General features: G+C 64.9%; 12 protein-coding genes. 5 read left to right on the top strand and 7 right to left on the bottom strand.

The window, feature by feature from the left end; translation table 11 throughout:
- The 5 genes from ACVMB1_RS35785 to ACVMB1_RS35765 form a co-directional block, all read right to left on the bottom strand.
- Complete coding sequence (locus ACVMB1_RS35785) at positions 1-1218, bottom strand: substrate-binding protein (protein ID WP_028337305.1); 1218 nt, start codon at positions 1216-1218, stop codon at positions 1-3.
- Positions 1219-1222: 4 nt separating this feature from the next.
- Positions 1223-2080 (bottom strand): branched-chain amino acid ABC transporter permease, encoded by an 858-nt coding sequence (locus ACVMB1_RS35780; RefSeq protein ID WP_028337306.1) that lies wholly within the window; start codon positions 2078-2080, stop codon positions 1223-1225.
- A gap of 54 nt (positions 2081-2134) precedes the next feature.
- Positions 2135-3649: an amidase gene (locus ACVMB1_RS35775; protein ID WP_057015636.1), complete on the bottom strand. Its 1515-nt coding sequence runs from the start codon at positions 3647-3649 to the stop codon at positions 2135-2137.
- Positions 3650-3813: 164 nt separating this feature from the next.
- Positions 3814-4998, bottom strand: a complete 1185-nt coding sequence (locus tag ACVMB1_RS35770) for a substrate-binding domain-containing protein (protein ID WP_057015628.1) — start codon at positions 4996-4998, stop codon at positions 3814-3816.
- A gap of 79 nt (positions 4999-5077) precedes the next feature.
- Entirely contained in the window at positions 5078-6259 is a 1182-nt protein-coding gene (locus tag ACVMB1_RS35765; protein ID WP_076824739.1) for a substrate-binding domain-containing protein, read from the bottom strand.
- Between the two features lie 178 nt (positions 6260-6437).
- On the opposite strand from ACVMB1_RS35765, the gene ACVMB1_RS35760 reads away from it, so the two are divergent.
- On the top strand, positions 6438-6881 hold the full coding sequence (locus tag ACVMB1_RS35760) for a MarR family winged helix-turn-helix transcriptional regulator (RefSeq protein WP_016847408.1): 444 nt from the start codon (positions 6438-6440) through the stop codon (positions 6879-6881).
- Between the two features lie 165 nt (positions 6882-7046).
- Positions 7047-7481 carry a VOC family protein gene (locus ACVMB1_RS35755; protein ID WP_076824737.1) on the top strand — a complete coding sequence of 145 codons (435 nt, stop codon included), beginning with the start codon at positions 7047-7049 and terminating at the stop codon, positions 7479-7481.
- Positions 7482-7538: 57 nt separating this feature from the next.
- On the opposite strand, the gene secA is transcribed toward ACVMB1_RS35755, so the two are convergent.
- Complete coding sequence (gene secA, locus ACVMB1_RS35750) at positions 7539-10403, bottom strand: preprotein translocase subunit SecA (protein WP_456849699.1); 2865 nt, start codon at positions 10401-10403, stop codon at positions 7539-7541.
- A 392-nt stretch (positions 10404-10795) separates the two neighbouring features.
- Here secA and ACVMB1_RS35745 point away from each other — a divergent pair, with 392 nt between their 5' ends.
- Together ACVMB1_RS35745 and argJ are read left to right on the top strand one after the other, a co-directional pair.
- On the top strand, positions 10796-11722 hold the full coding sequence (locus tag ACVMB1_RS35745) for a peptidylprolyl isomerase (RefSeq protein WP_076824733.1): 927 nt from the start codon (positions 10796-10798) through the stop codon (positions 11720-11722).
- Between the two features lie 284 nt (positions 11723-12006).
- Entirely contained in the window at positions 12007-13248 is a 1242-nt protein-coding gene (gene argJ / locus ACVMB1_RS35740) for a bifunctional glutamate N-acetyltransferase/amino-acid acetyltransferase ArgJ (protein WP_076824764.1), read from the top strand.
- Between the two features lie 159 nt (positions 13249-13407).
- Here argJ and ACVMB1_RS35735 read toward each other — a convergent pair whose 3' ends face one another.
- On the bottom strand, positions 13408-14736 hold the full coding sequence (locus tag ACVMB1_RS35735; protein WP_076824731.1) for a TadE/TadG family type IV pilus assembly protein: 1329 nt from the start codon (positions 14734-14736) through the stop codon (positions 13408-13410).
- 174 nt (positions 14737-14910) lie between these two features.
- On the opposite strand from ACVMB1_RS35735, the gene ACVMB1_RS35730 reads away from it, so the two are divergent.
- Positions 14911-15321, top strand: coding sequence for a (deoxy)nucleoside triphosphate pyrophosphohydrolase (locus ACVMB1_RS35730; protein ID WP_076824729.1), 411 nt, complete (start codon positions 14911-14913; stop codon positions 15319-15321).
- The last annotated feature ends 22 nt before the right edge of the window (positions 15322-15343 follow it).

Below are 15343 nucleotides of genomic sequence, written 5' to 3'. Positions count from 1 at the left end.
TCAGCATTCCTTGGGATCAACGAGACCGTCGCTGCGCGCGACGATCTCATAGTTCCCGCCTTTGGCAACAGCGGTGTACATCTTCATCTTGCAGTGACGCTTGCCCGGCACCATCTCCGCCGGTCCGCCCGGCCCTTCGGCGATCTTGGCGTGGTCGAGCGCGGCCGCAACGGAGTCGCGGTCGACCTTGCCGGCCTCCTTGACCGCCGCCTCCCACAGCTTGAGGCCGCGATAGGTTCCGGTGGCGGCGCTGCCGGCCGCGAACAGGAAGTTGCCGGGGAAATCCTTCTCATAGGCTGCCTGGAGCTTGGCGTCGAACGGATCCTCCTTGGTCAGCACCTTGAAATAGTCGAGGCAGCTCGCAAGGCCCTCGATCTCGTTGGCCTGATTGATGTTGAGCGTGTTCTCGTCATAGTAGACGCAGGCGAGCCGCCCGCCGTTCTTGAGGAAGCCGGCTTCATAGAGCTGCTTGAAGAACGGGCCGACGCCGGGCGGGATCACGGTGTTGAAGACGACGTCGACCTTGTTGGAGATGACGCGGTTGACGGTGGCCGAGAAGTCGACCTGGTCGAGCGGGTAGTATTCCTCGAACACCACCTCGCCGCCGTTCGATTCGATCACCTTGCGGGCGTAGACGTTGAGCGTGTGCGGCCAGACATAGTTGGCGCTCGGCAGCGCGAATTTCTTGCCGCCGTTCTTGATCAGCCAGGGAATGAAGGTGTCGCATTGCTGCGCCGGGGTCGGTCCGGTGCAGAACAGATAGGGCGTGCACTCCTTGCCCTCGTAGAGCTGCGGATAGATGTAGAGCGTCTTGCCGCGCGCCACGATCGGATCCTTGATCGCATTGCGCATCGACGAGGTGATTCCGCCGAGCACCATGTCGACCTTGTCGCGCTGGATCAGCTTGCGGACATTGCCGACCGCGACCGATTCGTTCGAGGCAGTGTCCTCGATATAGAGCTCGAGCGGCCGGCCGAGCAGGCCGCCGCCGGCGTTGATCTCCTTGATCACCATCTTGGCGACGTTGGCGTCGGCGTTGCCGGCATAGGCGATCGGGCCGGTCAGGTCGGTCGCGATGCCGACCTTGATCGGTCCCTCCGCTGCGTTGGCCCAGTCGGGCCTGACCACCCAGCTGCCGACCCCGGTCGCGAGCGCGCCGGTCGCGAACGCGAAATTGCTCATGAAGCGGCGGCGCGTGAGATTGGTGCGATCGAACATCTGACTAAACCCCTTTTCCCGATATGAGGCCCTGTGGGCGGAATTTGATGAAGGCAATGGCGAGCACGAAGACCAGGACGTCGGCGACGACAGGAGACATCACCCAAGGCAGCGCCGCGCTGAGCGTGCCGATCACACCGGCGCCGGCGACCGGACCGATGAAGGAGCCGACCCCGCCGACCATCACGGCGACGAAGCCCTGGATCAGGAAGCGGATGCCGAGATCGGCGAACAGGCTGAACACCGGCACGATCAGCGCGCCGGCAAGTCCGGCCAGCGCCGCGCCGAACGCGAACGTCGCCCCGTAGATCAGGGGCGTCGAGATGCCCGACGCGCGCGCCAGCGCCGGATTCTCCAGCGTGGCGCGGACCCGAAGCCCGAACGAGGTGCGCGCCAGCAAGAGATAGCAGCCACCCATCACCAACAGCGTGATCACGATGATGGTGAAGCGCCAGGCCGAGATGTGGACCGAACCGAGGTCGATCGAGCCGCCGATCGGCTCCGGCACCGTGAGATAGAAGCCGCCGATCAGGCCGCGCACGCTTTCGCGGATGATCAGGCCGAGCGCATAGGTGCCGAGCATCGCCACGATCGGCGCGGCGTAGAAGCGCCGGATTATGAGCGCCTCGAGCACGAAGCCGATCGCGCCGACCACGAAGGGCGCCGCGACCATGCCGGCCCAGACCGGTGCGCCATGGGCGTAGGCCAGATAGGTGACATAGGCCCCGAGCAGGACGAACTCGCCCTGCGCGAAGTTAAAGATGCCCATCATGCTGGCGATGATGCCGAGCCCGAGCACCACCAGCACGATGATCGCGCCGAAGCTCACGATCTCGAACGCCGCGGCAAAAGTGCTAGCCATGTCGTTCGATCCGGCGTTCGATCCATCCAGCCTGCGTCTGCAACAAGCGGCGCCTCACATCTTCTTCCAGTCGCCGGCCTGCTCGAAGGCGTGCGCGGCGCGGTAGATGGTGGATTCCTCGAACATCCGGCCGACCAGCATCAACCCGACCGGCAGGCCGTCGACCATGCCGCAGGGCAGCGACATCGCCGGGTGGTGGGTGATGTCGAACGGCGCGGTGTTGGTGATCATCTCGAGCGCACGGGCGACATAGTCCTCGCGGCTGGCATTGGCCGCCGGCAGCGCCGGCGCCTTCATCGGCGTGGTCGGCAGCAGCAGCAAGTCGTAATCCTTGAACGCCTTGTCATAGGCCGCGGTGAGGCGGCGGGAGATGTTGAGCGCCTTGCCGTAGAAGCGCGGACCGAAATTGTTGTTGATGTAGGTGCCGAGCATCATGAACAGCTTGGTGGTCTCCGACAGCGAGTCCGCCTGGCGGCGCCAGCCGCGATGGAAGTCCATCAGCGAGGTCGAATAGAGGTCGGGCCGGCTGAGGCCGTAGCCGTCGCCGAACATCATGGTCTGGGTCAGGCCTTCGGTGCCGATCGGGGTCCAGATCGCGGGGCCGACCATGTGCATCGGGATCGACACGGTGTCGACCGACGCGCCGAGATCCTTGAAGCGCTTGGCCGCCTCGCGCACGCTTTCATTGACCGCGGCTTCCGCGGTCGGCTGCTCGAAGCCTTCCTTGAGGATGCCGATCTTCATGCCCTTGACGCCCTTGCCCAGCGCCTTGGTGTAATCCTCGACCTTGGGCGCCTTGATGCGCGGATCGTAGCCGTCGTCGCCGGCGATCACCTCGAGCAGCAGCGCGTTGTCCTCCACCGTTGCGGTCATCGGTCCTGTGTGGTCGACGAAGATCTCGATCGGCATGATGCCGGTATAGGGCACGAGGCCCCAGGTCGGCTTCATGCCGTAGGTGCCGCAGAACGAGGACGGCATGCGGATCGAGCCGCCCTGGTCGCCGCCGATCGCCATGTCGACCTCGCCGAGCGCGACCACGACGCCGGAGCCCGACGACGAGCCGCCGGCCGAATAGCCCATCTTGTGCGGATTGTGCACCGCTCCGTAAGAGTTGGTGTGGCTGCCGCCGGACAGGCAGAAGTGCTCGCAATGGGTCTTGCCGGCGATCTCGGCGCCGGCATCGAGCATCCGCGTGACGATGGTGGCGTCGAAATCGGGGATATAGCCTTCCAGCGTCGACGAGCCGTTCGTCATCGGCACGCCGGCCAGCATGATGTTGTCCTTCAGCGCCACCGTCTTGCCCTTGAGCTTGCCGGACGCCGCGCCCTTCACGGTCGACTTGTAGTACCAGGCGTTGCGCGGGTTCTCCTCTGGCGCCGGGCGATAGCCGGGCGTGCGCGGATATTTCACCGCAGGCAGTTCGTCCGGCATCGCGGCGATCACGTTGTAGGCGTCGATCGAGCCCTGCATCAGGCCCCGGAACGAGGCCACATCCTCATCGGTCAGTGACAGGCCGCACTGCTCGGCGACGGCACGAAGTTGCGTTGGCGTGGGAAGGACGACGGTCACGGCGCTCTCCTGATAGCTTTTGATCTTTGGATTTGATCCCTCGACGCAGGTGCAGCGGCGCGCTGCCCGCGCGAACCGCTCACCCCGTTGCTGTATTGAAAACGGAAATATTTTCCTTTTCAAGTATTATTTCGCAAAACCTTCCGGCGACGCTGTCGCACTGCTCAGATCGGCTTGATCACCCTGAAGTCGAGACCGTCGGCTTCGGCAAGATACATCGGCATCCTGGCATGGCCGCTGCGCACCGTGACCGGACCGCGCGGGCCGCGATAGACGAGGTTGTCCGCCGCCGCGAGCAGCGGCCGCATGTCCAGCGTGCCGGCGCGCTTGGCGGCGGCCTCGAGCAGGCAGAACCCTTCATAGGCGGACTCGCTGCACGAGCCGACCGGCGGCGCGAACGCACCGAACATCGCGCGATAGCGGTCCCTGAAATCGTCGCCTTCGCGTGAGCCGACGGAGGGGAAATAGCCGGAGGCGCAGTAAAGGTTCTCGGTCTTGTCGGCGCCGATGCCGAGCAGCGCCGTCTCGTCGAAACAGCCGGCAAAGCGCAGCGTGGTGGCGGCAAGGCCGGCATCGGCGAAGGCGCGGTTGAAGGTCACGCTATCGGTGCCGATCAGCGAGATCAGCACGACATCGGGTTTCGCGGCGCGGATGCGTTCCAGCTGCGCCTCGTGATTATCCTCGCCGACCGGCACGAACTCCTCGCCGACCACGAGCCCGCCGGTCTCCTTGATGTAACGCTTCACCGCGCGGTGCGACTGCCATGGCCAGACATAGTCGCTGCCGATCAGGTACCAGCGCGAGGCGCGCTTCGCCTCGGCCAGCCAGTGGATCGACGGCCGGTTCTGCCAGCGCGGCGTCTCGCCGATCGCGATGACGCCGGGCGTCCGCTCGCCGCCCTCATAGACCGGCGTGTAGATGTAGGGGATCTTGCTGCGGGTGATCAGGCCACGCAACGCGACGCGCACCGCGCTCGTGTGCATGCCCATGATGAGATCGACGTCGTCGGACGCGATCGCCTGCTCGGCGCGGTCGAGTACGTCCTCGATCGGTCCGCCGGCGTCATAGACCGAGAACTCGACCTCGCGGCCGAGGATGCCGCCGCGCCGGTTGATGTCGGCGACGGCGAGCTGTGCGCTCGAGGTCGCGGCCGGTCCCCACATCCCGGGCGAACCGGTGCAGCAGACGAAGCCGGCGATCCGAAGCCGGCTGCGCGCACCGCGCGGACCGAAACCGTCCCGATCCATCGGAGAAAACACCCGATCGGACCGCGCCGACGTCAGGTTCCGGAACAGCAGGGAAGGCGGGCATGGAAGGCCGCCATACCTGTTGCTCAAGGTTCGGGCCATGACGTAGGGCGTCGAATGCACACCTGCTCCTGTCTGGCACCGGCAAGCCGCGCGGCGAGCGCGGCATCGCCCGGTCCATCTAGATCGTCCTGATCACATTGAAGTCGAGACCGTCGGCCTCGGCAAGATAGATCGGCATCTCAGCGCGGCCGTCGCGAAGGGTGACGGTGCCGCGGGCGCCGCTGTAGACGAGGTTGTGCGCTGCGGCGGACAGCGGTCCGATCGACAGCGAGCGCGCCTGGTTGGCCGCCGCTTCGAGAAAGCGCATCCCCTCATAGTTCGACTGCCCGACCGAGCCGATCGGCGGCGCATGCGCCCCGAACATCGCGCGGTAGCTGGTCCGGAAGTCGTCATTGGCGCGCGAATCGATGCAGCCGAAATAGCCGGAGGCGCAGAACAGGTTTTGGGTCGAGTCCGGGCCGATGCCGAGCATCACGGTCTCGTCCATCGCGCCGGCGTAACGTAGCGTGGTCGCGGCAAGCCCGGCCTCGGCGAAGGCGCGGTTGAAGGTGATGCTGTCGGTGCCGATCAGGGTGATCAGCACGACATCGGGCCGTGCTGCGCGAATCCGCGCCAGATGCGGCTCGTGATTGTCCTCGCCGAGCGGGACGAATTCCTCGCCGACGACGTGGCCGCCGGCCTCCTTGATGTAGCGCTTCACCGCGCGATGCGACTGCCAGGGCCAGACATAATCGCTGCCGATCAGGTACCAGCGCTGCGCCTTCTTGACCTCGGTGAGCCAGTGGATCGCCGGCCGGCTTTCCGCGCGCGGCGTCTCGCCGATCGCCATCACCCCCGGCGTCCGCTCGCCGCCCTCATAGACCGGCGTGTAGACATAGGGGATGCGGCCGGCCGTGACCTTGCGCAGCGCGAGGCGCACCGCCGAGATATGCGAGCCCATGATCACGTCGATCTCGTCGAACGCGATCGCCCGCTCGGCGCGGCGCACCACCTCCTCGATCGGGCCGCCGGCGTCGTACATCGACAATTCGACCTCGCGGCCGCGGATGCCGCCGCGGCGGTTGATCTCGGCGACCGCGAGCATGACGCTGTTGGCGGAGATCGGCCCCCAGATCCCGGGCGCGCCCGAGAAGGTGATGAAATTGCCGATTCTAAGCTTGCTGTCGGTGCCGCCGCGGCGCGAGGACCCCGGCTTGACGGTCAAAGCGAGATCGGCCGCGCAGGACGACGGATTTCGAAACAGCAGCGGCGGCGCGACGGGCATGCCGCCATACGCCTGGAAAGAGACCGTCGAGAGCACGCCAACTCCTGTCTGGGAAGCAGTACGCAACGCAGCCAGCGGGCGGTCGCGGCATCCGCCCCTTGGTTGGGGGAATATCCTAGGTGAAAATATTGAATATTCAACAATTGAAGTGCATATAGAAACGGCATGAGTTGCCGGACATTCATTCACCGGGTCAGGAACCAGGTCTCACGCCGTGGCTAAACCGCCGAAAGAAAATTCCCCGATCACCGAACATCTCGCCTACCTGCTGGCGCAAGCCAACCGGGAGATCAACCGGCAGTTGGAGACGCGGCTCGCCAAGGAAGGCGTGCCGGTCGAGCAGTGGCGCATCCTGAAAGTGCTGTCCGACGGCAACGGCCACTCGATGGGCGAGCTTGCGGATGCTGTGCTGCTCAACCATCCGACGCTGACCAAGATGATCGACCGCATGGTGTCGGACGCGCTGGTCTATCGCGTCCAGGATCCCAAGGATCGCCGCAAGGTGCTGATGTTCGTCTCCGACCGCGGCAAGGCGCTGTGCCGGCGGCTCAACTCGCTCGCGGTGAGCCAGGAGGAGCACATCGTCGAGAGCTATGGCGACAAGTCGACCACCGAGCTCAAGCGCCTGCTGGAAAGCCTGATCGGCAGCGCCAATTAAGGCCGCGCCGGCCCGGCGCGCTCCTGCCGAAACCATCGAAAAAAGACCGGCAGGAAATGTCGGGATGCAGCGGTTTGGTGCGTCCTTGGGGCGCGCCCTGCGGCGCAGCCTTCGCGCGCCGTCGCGCAGGCTTCCCCGATCGACAATTAGCGAGGACTTCCCGTCATGACTTCGATCACGCCGTTCCTCTGGCTCGACAACAACGTCCGCGATGCCGTCGCCTTCTACCAATCGGTGTTTCCGAACGCGGAGATCGAGACCGTCAGCGATTTCATGGCGACCTTCGAGCTCGAGGGGCAGCGGTTCCACGCGCTCAATGGCGGGCCGCAGCACAAGTTCAACGAGGCGGTGTCGTTCTTCCTGAGCGTCGAGACCCAGGAGCAGGTGGACTACTTCTGGGAGAAGCTCACCGACGGCGGCCAGGAATCGCGCTGCGGCTGGCTCAAAGACCGCTTCGGCCTGTCCTGGCAGGTGATCCCGACCGCGCTCGGCCGCTATCTCGGCGCCCCCGATCGCAAGGCAGCCGACCGCGCGATGCAGGCGATGCTGAAGATGCAGAAGATCGTGATCGCCGATCTCGACAAGGCCTTCGCCGGCTGAAGGCGCTGCGGCTCGACGGGCGGGCCAGTCGCCCGCGGCGTCGGCGCGCGTGGCGGCTTAAGCGTACCGGCCGTGGCAGTGCTTGTACTTCTTGCCAGACCCGCAGGGGCAGTCCTCGTTGCGGCCGACCTTGCCCCAGCTCGCCGGATCGTTCGGATCGCGGTCGGTGGCAATCATCCCCGGCGCCAGCGAGGCCTGGGCGTAGGTCGCTTCGGTCAGGCGGGCCTGCGCGAACTCGTCCTCGCCGGTGTTGGGATCGAGCTTGTGCGCTTCCATCAGCGGCAGCGGCTGCGGCGGCTCCTCCGGCGGCACGATCTCGACCCGCATCAGCTGCGCGGTGACGGCCTCGCGCAGATGCGCGCTCATCTCCTGGAACAGGTTGAAGGCCTCGGTCTTGTACTCCTGCAACGGATCGCGCTGGCCATAGCCGCGCAGGCCGATCACCTGTCGCAGATGGTCGAGCATGATCAGGTGCTCGCGCCAGAGATGGTCCAGCGTCTGCAGCAGGATGGTCTTCTCGACGTAACGCATCACGTCGGGACCCCATTGCGCGACCTTGGCGGCCATGCGCTCGTCGACATGGGTCTCGATGCGCGTCAGCAGCTCCTCGTCGGCGATGCCCTCTTCCTTGGCCCATTCATCGACCGGCAGATCGACATCGAGCACACGCTTCAGCTCGTCCTTGAGGCCGGCGGTGTCCCACTGCTCGGCATAGGCGTGCTCGGGAATGTATTTGGCGACCACGTCCTCGACGAAGGCATGGCGCATGTCGGTCACGGTCTCGACGACGCTGTCGTCCTTCATCAGGTCGACGCGCTGGTCGAAGATCACCTTGCGCTGGTCGTTCTGGACGTTGTCGAACTTCAAGAGGTTCTTGCGGATGTCGAAGTTGCGCGCCTCGACCTTCTGCTGCGCCTTCTCGAGCGCCTTGTTGATCCAGGGATGGATGATCGCTTCGCCTTCCTGCAGGCCGAGCCGCTGCAGCATGCTGTCGAGCCGGTCGGAGCCGAAGATGCGCATCAGGTCGTCTTCCAGCGACAGGAAGAACTTCGAGCGGCCGGGATCGCCCTGACGGCCGGAACGGCCGCGCAGCTGGTTGTCGATGCGGCGGGATTCGTGACGCTCTGAGCCGATGATGTAGAGGCCGCCCGGCTTCTTCACGGTTTTCGCGGGCTTGTTGCCCTTGGCGGGCTCGACCTCGAAATCCTCTTCCGCCTTCAGCACGATCTCGCGGAAGCGCTCGATGTCGGCCTTGATCTGCTCGATCTTCTTGGCCTTCTCGGCCTCATCGGTGATCCCGGCGGTCTCCTGCTGGATCCGCATCTCGAGCGAGCCGCCGAGCTTGATGTCGGTGCCGCGGCCGGCCATGTTGGTCGCGATCGTGATCGCGCCCGGCACGCCGGCTTCCGCGACGATATAAGCTTCCTGCTCGTGGAAGCGCGCGTTCAGCACCGCGAACAGCTTTGCCGGCTTGCCGGCGCGCGCGGCGGCATAGAGCTTCTCCATGCCGGATTCGGACGTGAAGTCGATCTGCCTGTAGCCGTGCTTCTTCAAGTACTCGGCCAGCACTTCCGACTTCTCGATCGACGCCGTGCCGACCAGCACCGGCTGCAGCCGCTTGTTGGCGCGCTCGATCTCGGCAAGGATCGCGGCGTATTTCTCGTTCTGGGTGCGGTAGACCTCGTCGTCCTCGTCAAGGCGCGCCACCGGCAGGTTGGTCGGGATCTCAACGACCTCGAGCTTGTAGATGTCGAACAGTTCGTCGGCTTCGGTCAGCGCCGTGCCGGTCATGCCGGACAGCTTCTGGTACATCCGGAAATAGTTCTGGAAGGTGATCGAGGCCAGCGTCTGGTTCTCGGGCTGGACCGTGACGTGCTCCTTGGCTTCCAGCGCCTGGTGCAGGCCTTCCGAATAGCGCCGGCCCTGCATCATGCGGCCGGTGAACTCGTCGATGATGACGACCTCGTCGTCGCGGACGATGTAGTCCTTGTCGCGCGTGAACAGCGTGTGCGCGCGCAGCGCCTGGTTGACGTGATGCACGACGGAGACGTTCTCGACGTCGTACAGCGAGTCGCCCTTGAGCTGGCCGGCGTCGCGGAGCAGGTTCTCCAGCTTCTCCATGCCGGCTTCGGTCAGCGTCACCGTGCGCTGCTTCTCGTCGACCTCGTAGTCGTCCTTCTTGGCGAGATTCGGCATGAAGGTGTCGATGGTGTTGTAGAAATCCGAGCGGTCGTCGAGCGGGCCGGAGATGATCAGCGGCGTGCGCGCCTCGTCGATCAGGATCGAGTCCACTTCGTCGACGATCGCGTAATAGTGCTCGCGCTGGACCATGTCCTCCAGGCGGTACTTCATGTTGTCGCGCAGATAGTCGAAGCCGTATTCGTTGTTGGTGCCGTAGGTGATGTCGCAGGCATAAGCGGCCTTGCGCTCGGCGTCGTCGAGGCCGTGCACGATCACGCCGGTGGTCAGCCCCAGGAAGGCGTAGATCTGGCCCATCCAGCCGGAGTCGCGGCGGGCGAGGTAGTCGTTGACGGTGACGACGTGGACGCCCTTGCCGGCGAGCGCGTTCAGGTAGACCGCGAGCGTCGCGACCAGCGTCTTGCCTTCGCCGGTTTTCATCTCGGCGATGTCGCCCTCGTGCAGCACCATGCCGCCGATCAGCTGAACGTCGAAATGGCGCTGGCCGAGCGTCCGCTTGGCGGCCTCGCGTACGGTGGCGAAGGCCGGAACCAGGATGTCGTCCAGCGTCTTGCCGCTGGCGAGCTGCTGCTTGAACTCGGCGGTGCGGGCCTTGAGCTGTTCGTCCGTCAGTTTGACGAGCTCGGGCTCCAGCGCATTGATGGCGTTGACGCGGGATTGATACCCCTTGACCCGACGGTCGTTGGCGGAGCCGAAAAACTTGCGGGCGAGCGCGCCGATCATGCGAAATTCCTGTTCTTCGGTCTCGAGTTCGGTCTTCGTTCAGTGTTGGAATTCAATTTGGAATTCAGTCTTGGATTACAGCCTGAGATGGTCCGCCGGATCGCCTATCAACTCAACGTGACGCGCTACGGTTCGAGCCCCGGCCCGGGGGCTCCTCCGCCAATTGAGTGGGAAACAGGCCATCCTGGGTTCAACGGCGAAAAACGCAGCAAAATAAGCGCTCTCGCCGCTGACGCGGTTGGCCAGAGATATGGCCCGGTCGGGGGGTTGTCAACGCTGGCAAGATGTCAAGGAATTCATCATTTTGACAAGACTTTCGCGTTGCCAATGTAACACGATTGGGCGAGTGTCCGCCCCGCTCGAGCTTCCCCCCTTTGAGACAAGGATTTTGCATGACCACCTCGCCCCCGGAAACCAAAACCGGCCTGCGCCTCGGCCTCGCCACCCTGGCCGCGACGGGCTGTCTTGTCGCAGTGCTGGCTGCCGGCCTCCCGGTCCGGGCCGCGGAATCCGACCCGGTGCTGGCGAAGGTCAACGGCTCGGAGATCCACGCCAGCGACGTGGCGCTCGCCGAGGAGGAACTCGGCCAGAGCCTGCAGCAGATGGACCCCTCGACCCGCAAGGACAACGTGCTGTCCTTCCTGATCGACATGAAGATCGTGTCCAAGGCCGCCGAGGACAAGAAGATCGAGAACAATGACGACTTCAAGAAGCGGCTCGCCTTCACCCGCAACCGCCTGTTGATGGACAGCCTGCTTGCCAGCGAGGGCAAGGCCGCGACCACCGACGACGCCATGAAGAAGGTCTATGAGGAGGCCGCCAAGCAGATCACAGGCGAGCAGGAGGTGCACGCCCGCCACATCCTGGTCGAGACCGAGGACGAGGCCAAGGCGATCAAGGCCGAGCTCGACAAGGGCGCCGATTTCGGCGAGCTCGCCAAGAAGAAGTCCAAGGACCCCGGCGCCTCCGACGGCGGCGACCTCGGCTTCTTCACCAAGGAGCAAATGGTGCCGGAATTCTCCGCGGTCGCCTTCTCGCTCGAGCCGGGCAAGATCTCCGATCCGGTCAAGTCGCAGTTCGGCTGGCACATCATCAAGGTCGAGGAAAAGCGCAACCGCAAGGCGCCCGACTTCGAGCAGGTGAAGGCCCAGATCGAGACCTATGTGACCCGCAAGGCCCAGGCCGACTATGTCGCCAAGCTGCGCGAGGCCGCCAAGGTCGAGCGCATGGACAAGCCGGCCGATGCGGCCGCGCCGGCGGATGCCGCCAAGGACGCGCCGAAGCCGGCCGACAACAAGATGGCGCCGGCGAAGAAGTAAGCTTTGCGACGTCGATAGCTTCAATGCGCGATGGCCGGGCTCGTCCCGGCCATTTTGCTTTTTTAGCCCGTCCTCGTAGCCCGGATGAAGCGCAGCGAAATCCGGGGTCTGTTGCCGCGGAGGGACTCGTCCCGGATTGCGCTTCGCTCCATCCGGGCTACACATTCGTCGCGCTACCGCTTCCTTGAACGATTCATGACAGCGCGTTCGCATCGCAGCCCTCTCCCGCTTCTTGCGGCGAGATGTTATGGAGCGCTTCCCTCCCCGTAGCCGGAAGCTTGCCGATGTCCACCGCCGTCTCCCCCCTCGCCCCGCCCGACTTTCCCGAGATGCCCGTGATCGCGGGTGTGCGGCTTGCGACCGCTGCCGCCGGCATCCGCTACAAGGGGCGCACCGACGTGCTGCTCGCGCTGCTCGACAAGGGCACCGCGGTGGCCGGCGTCTTCACCAAGTCGAAGTGCCCGTCGGCGCCGGTCGAATGGTGCCGCGCCAAGCTGCAGGGCGGCGCTGCGCGCGCGCTGGTGGTCAATTCCGGCAACGCCAACGCCTTCACCGGCAAGACCGGCAAGGCGTCGACCGCGCTGACCGCGCAGATCGCGGCGAAGGCGGTCGGCTGCTCGACATCGGACGTGTTCCTCGCCTCCACCGGCGTGATCGGCGAGCCGCTCGACGCCACCAAGTTCGACGGCGTGCTGGCGCAGCTCGCGGAGACCGCGACCCCCGATCGCTGGATGGACGCAGCGAAGGCAATCATGACCACCGACACCTTTCCGAAGGTCGCCACCGCGACCGTCAAGCTCGGCAAGGCCAAGGTGACGATCAACGGCATGGCCAAGGGTGCCGGGATGATCATGCCCGACATGGCGACCATGCTGTCGTTCATCTTCACCGACGCGCCGCTGTCGGCCTCGGTGCTGCAATCCCTGCTCAAGGCCGGCGTCGAGGACACCTTCAATGCGCTGACCATCGACGGCGACACCTCGACCTCGGACACGCTGCTCGCCTTCGCGACCGGCGCCGCCGCTGCCAACGGCGCGCCGAAGATCTCGCGCGCCGGCGACCCGCGGCTGAAGGCCTTCACCAAGGCGTTCCAGCAGATCCTCGCTGATCTGTCCGAGCAGGTGGCGCGCGACGGCGAAGGCGCCCGCAAGCTGGTCGAGGTCGTGGTCGAGGGCGCCACCACCAAACCGTCGGCACGCAGAATCGCGATGTCGATCGCCAATTCGCCGCTGGTGAAGACTGCGATCGCCGGCGAGGACGCCAATTGGGGCCGCGTGGTGATGGCGGTCGGCAAGGCCGGCGAGCCCGCCAACCGCGACAAGCTCTCGATCTCCTTCAACGGCATCCGCGTCGCCAAGAGCGGCGCGCGCGACCCCTCCTACAACGAGAAAGAGGTGTCGGAGGCGATGAAGGCGCCGAAGGTCCAGATCAAGGTCGCGCTTGGCCTCGGCAAGGCCAAAGACCGCGTGCTGACCTGCGACCTCACCAAGGAATACGTCGCGATCAACGGAGATTACCGGTCTTAATCGCACACCTTCCTACCCGTCATCCTGAGGAGCGCGTAGCGCGTCTCGAAGGATGCACGGCCACGAGAGCGCCGCATAGAGAAACCCTGGCCGTCGACCCTTCGAGACGGCCGCTTTGCGGCCTCCTCAGGGTGACGGTGATAGAGCGTGTGCGCTTCGCTAGCTGCTGATCCGCGCGTCGGCGACGGCCTTCTTGAACAGCGCGTTCATCGCGTCGGCGATGCCTTGCGTCGGGCTGACCTCGAAATAGAAGCCCGGCGACGCGCAGGCCTGCATGTTCTGCGCGATCTGGCTGTTCGGCGACGGGCCGAACGGGCCCTGGTTGAACGGATCGATCCAGGTCATGTACCAGCCGTTGGTCGGCAGCTGCAGGTAAGTCGTGTAGAGCACCGCGATCTTGATGCCGCGGTTCTTGATCGCCGTGCACAGCGCCGGATTGATCGGCGACTGGCAGCGATTGCCGCCGCTGATCGGCTTCAGGCAGCTTGAATTCGGCTCGTCGGCCACGCCGTCGGATACGAAGAACAGGTATTTCATCGGCGCTGCCGCCGTGCCCGGGCCCGGCGCGCTGATCGCGTTGCTGATGGCCGGAAGCACCGTCGAGAACTGGCTGTCCTTGTCGGCGGTGTAGGTATCGTTGTTGCCGTAGACGCCCATCAGGTCGATGTTGCCGGCCGCGGACTTGGCGCTCGACAGGCTGGTCGACAGCGAGAACAGTGCGCGCAGGCCGATCGTCTTCGACGAGGCGCCGAAATCGTAGATCGCCATCCGGTACTGGCTGGCATAGGTCGCGGTGTTCGCGGCCGTGTCCATCAATTGCTGGGTCGCGCTGCGCAGCACGTCGATCCGCGTCGTCACGCCGAGCGTCTTGGCGAGATTGTAGTAGTTGTTGGCGTCGTTGTAGTCGTGACAGGCGAAGGCGCACTTGTCGGACGTGTTGTTGACCATCTTGGTCAGGTCGGCCGGCGTCGCCGCAACCCCCATCGACGGCGAGTTGTCGAGCAGGAGATAGAAGTCGATATAGAGTGGCATGTTCGCGGTCGAGGTCGACGCGCCGGTCACCGTCATCTTGCTTTGTCCGATCACGCCGAGGAACATGGTCGGGACATCGGCGGTGAACTTGACCGTCGAGGTGATGACGCCGCCGGTCTTGGTCATGGTCGGCGTCACGCTGGTCAGCGTGAAGCCGTTCTGGTTGAAGATGTTGCCGTTGAAGATCTTGGCCGCATCGGCTTCGCCCGCCTGGATCTCACCGTCCGAGGTCATGGCGCCGGCGGCGATGAAGCCGGGCGACGCCTTGGCGATCGATCCGACGCTCGCGGCGTCGGCGGCCGATATCAGCTTGCTGCGGATCTGGTTGGCGCGGGAATAGTCGACCGCGCATCCGACCGCGACGACGAGCGGCAGCACAGCGAGGCCAAAGGTCATTGCGATGTTGCCGGAGCGATCGCGACGGAAACGGCTGATGGTCCGGATCAAGGTGCTCATGGGTTATGTCGGCAAAGAATATGATGGGCAGATAAATGAGAACCTTCACCCTGCCGGATACGAATTAAGGCCGGCTTATCGCGATCGCGGAAAGCCGCGCGGGCATAAATCGTTTGGCTGACAGCGCGTTGCTGGTTAATGAAAGCTTGCAGACTGGAAGGAATCCCCCGCCGCATGGCTGACATCAAGCTGACCCTCGTCGTCGCGTGCGCGCTTGTCGATGCCGACAAGCGCGTGCTGCTGGCGCAGCGCCCCGAGGGCAAGGCGCTGGCCGGCCTGTGGGAATTCCCCGGCGGCAAGGTCGAGCCCGGCGAGCGGCCGGAGCAGACCCTGATCCGCGAGCTGCATGAGGAGATCGGCATCACCGTGAGCGAGCCGTGCCTCGCGCCGCTGACCTTCGCCAGCCATGCCTACGAGACCTTCCATCTGCTGATGCCGCTCTACATCTGCCGGCGCTGGGAGGGCATCGCGGCGGCGCGCGAGGGCCAGAACCTCGCCTGGGTCCGCGCAAGCAAGCTGCGCGACTACCCGATGCCGCCCGCAGACATCCCGCTGCTGCCGCATCTGATCGATCTGTTGCTGTGATCCTCTTCGCCTCTTCCGCTTG

This window comes from Bradyrhizobium sp. USDA 4504 (assembly GCF_054063995.1).
The sequence above is the reverse complement of the archived record's forward strand: the minus strand, read 5'-3'. Positions and strand labels throughout refer to the sequence as shown.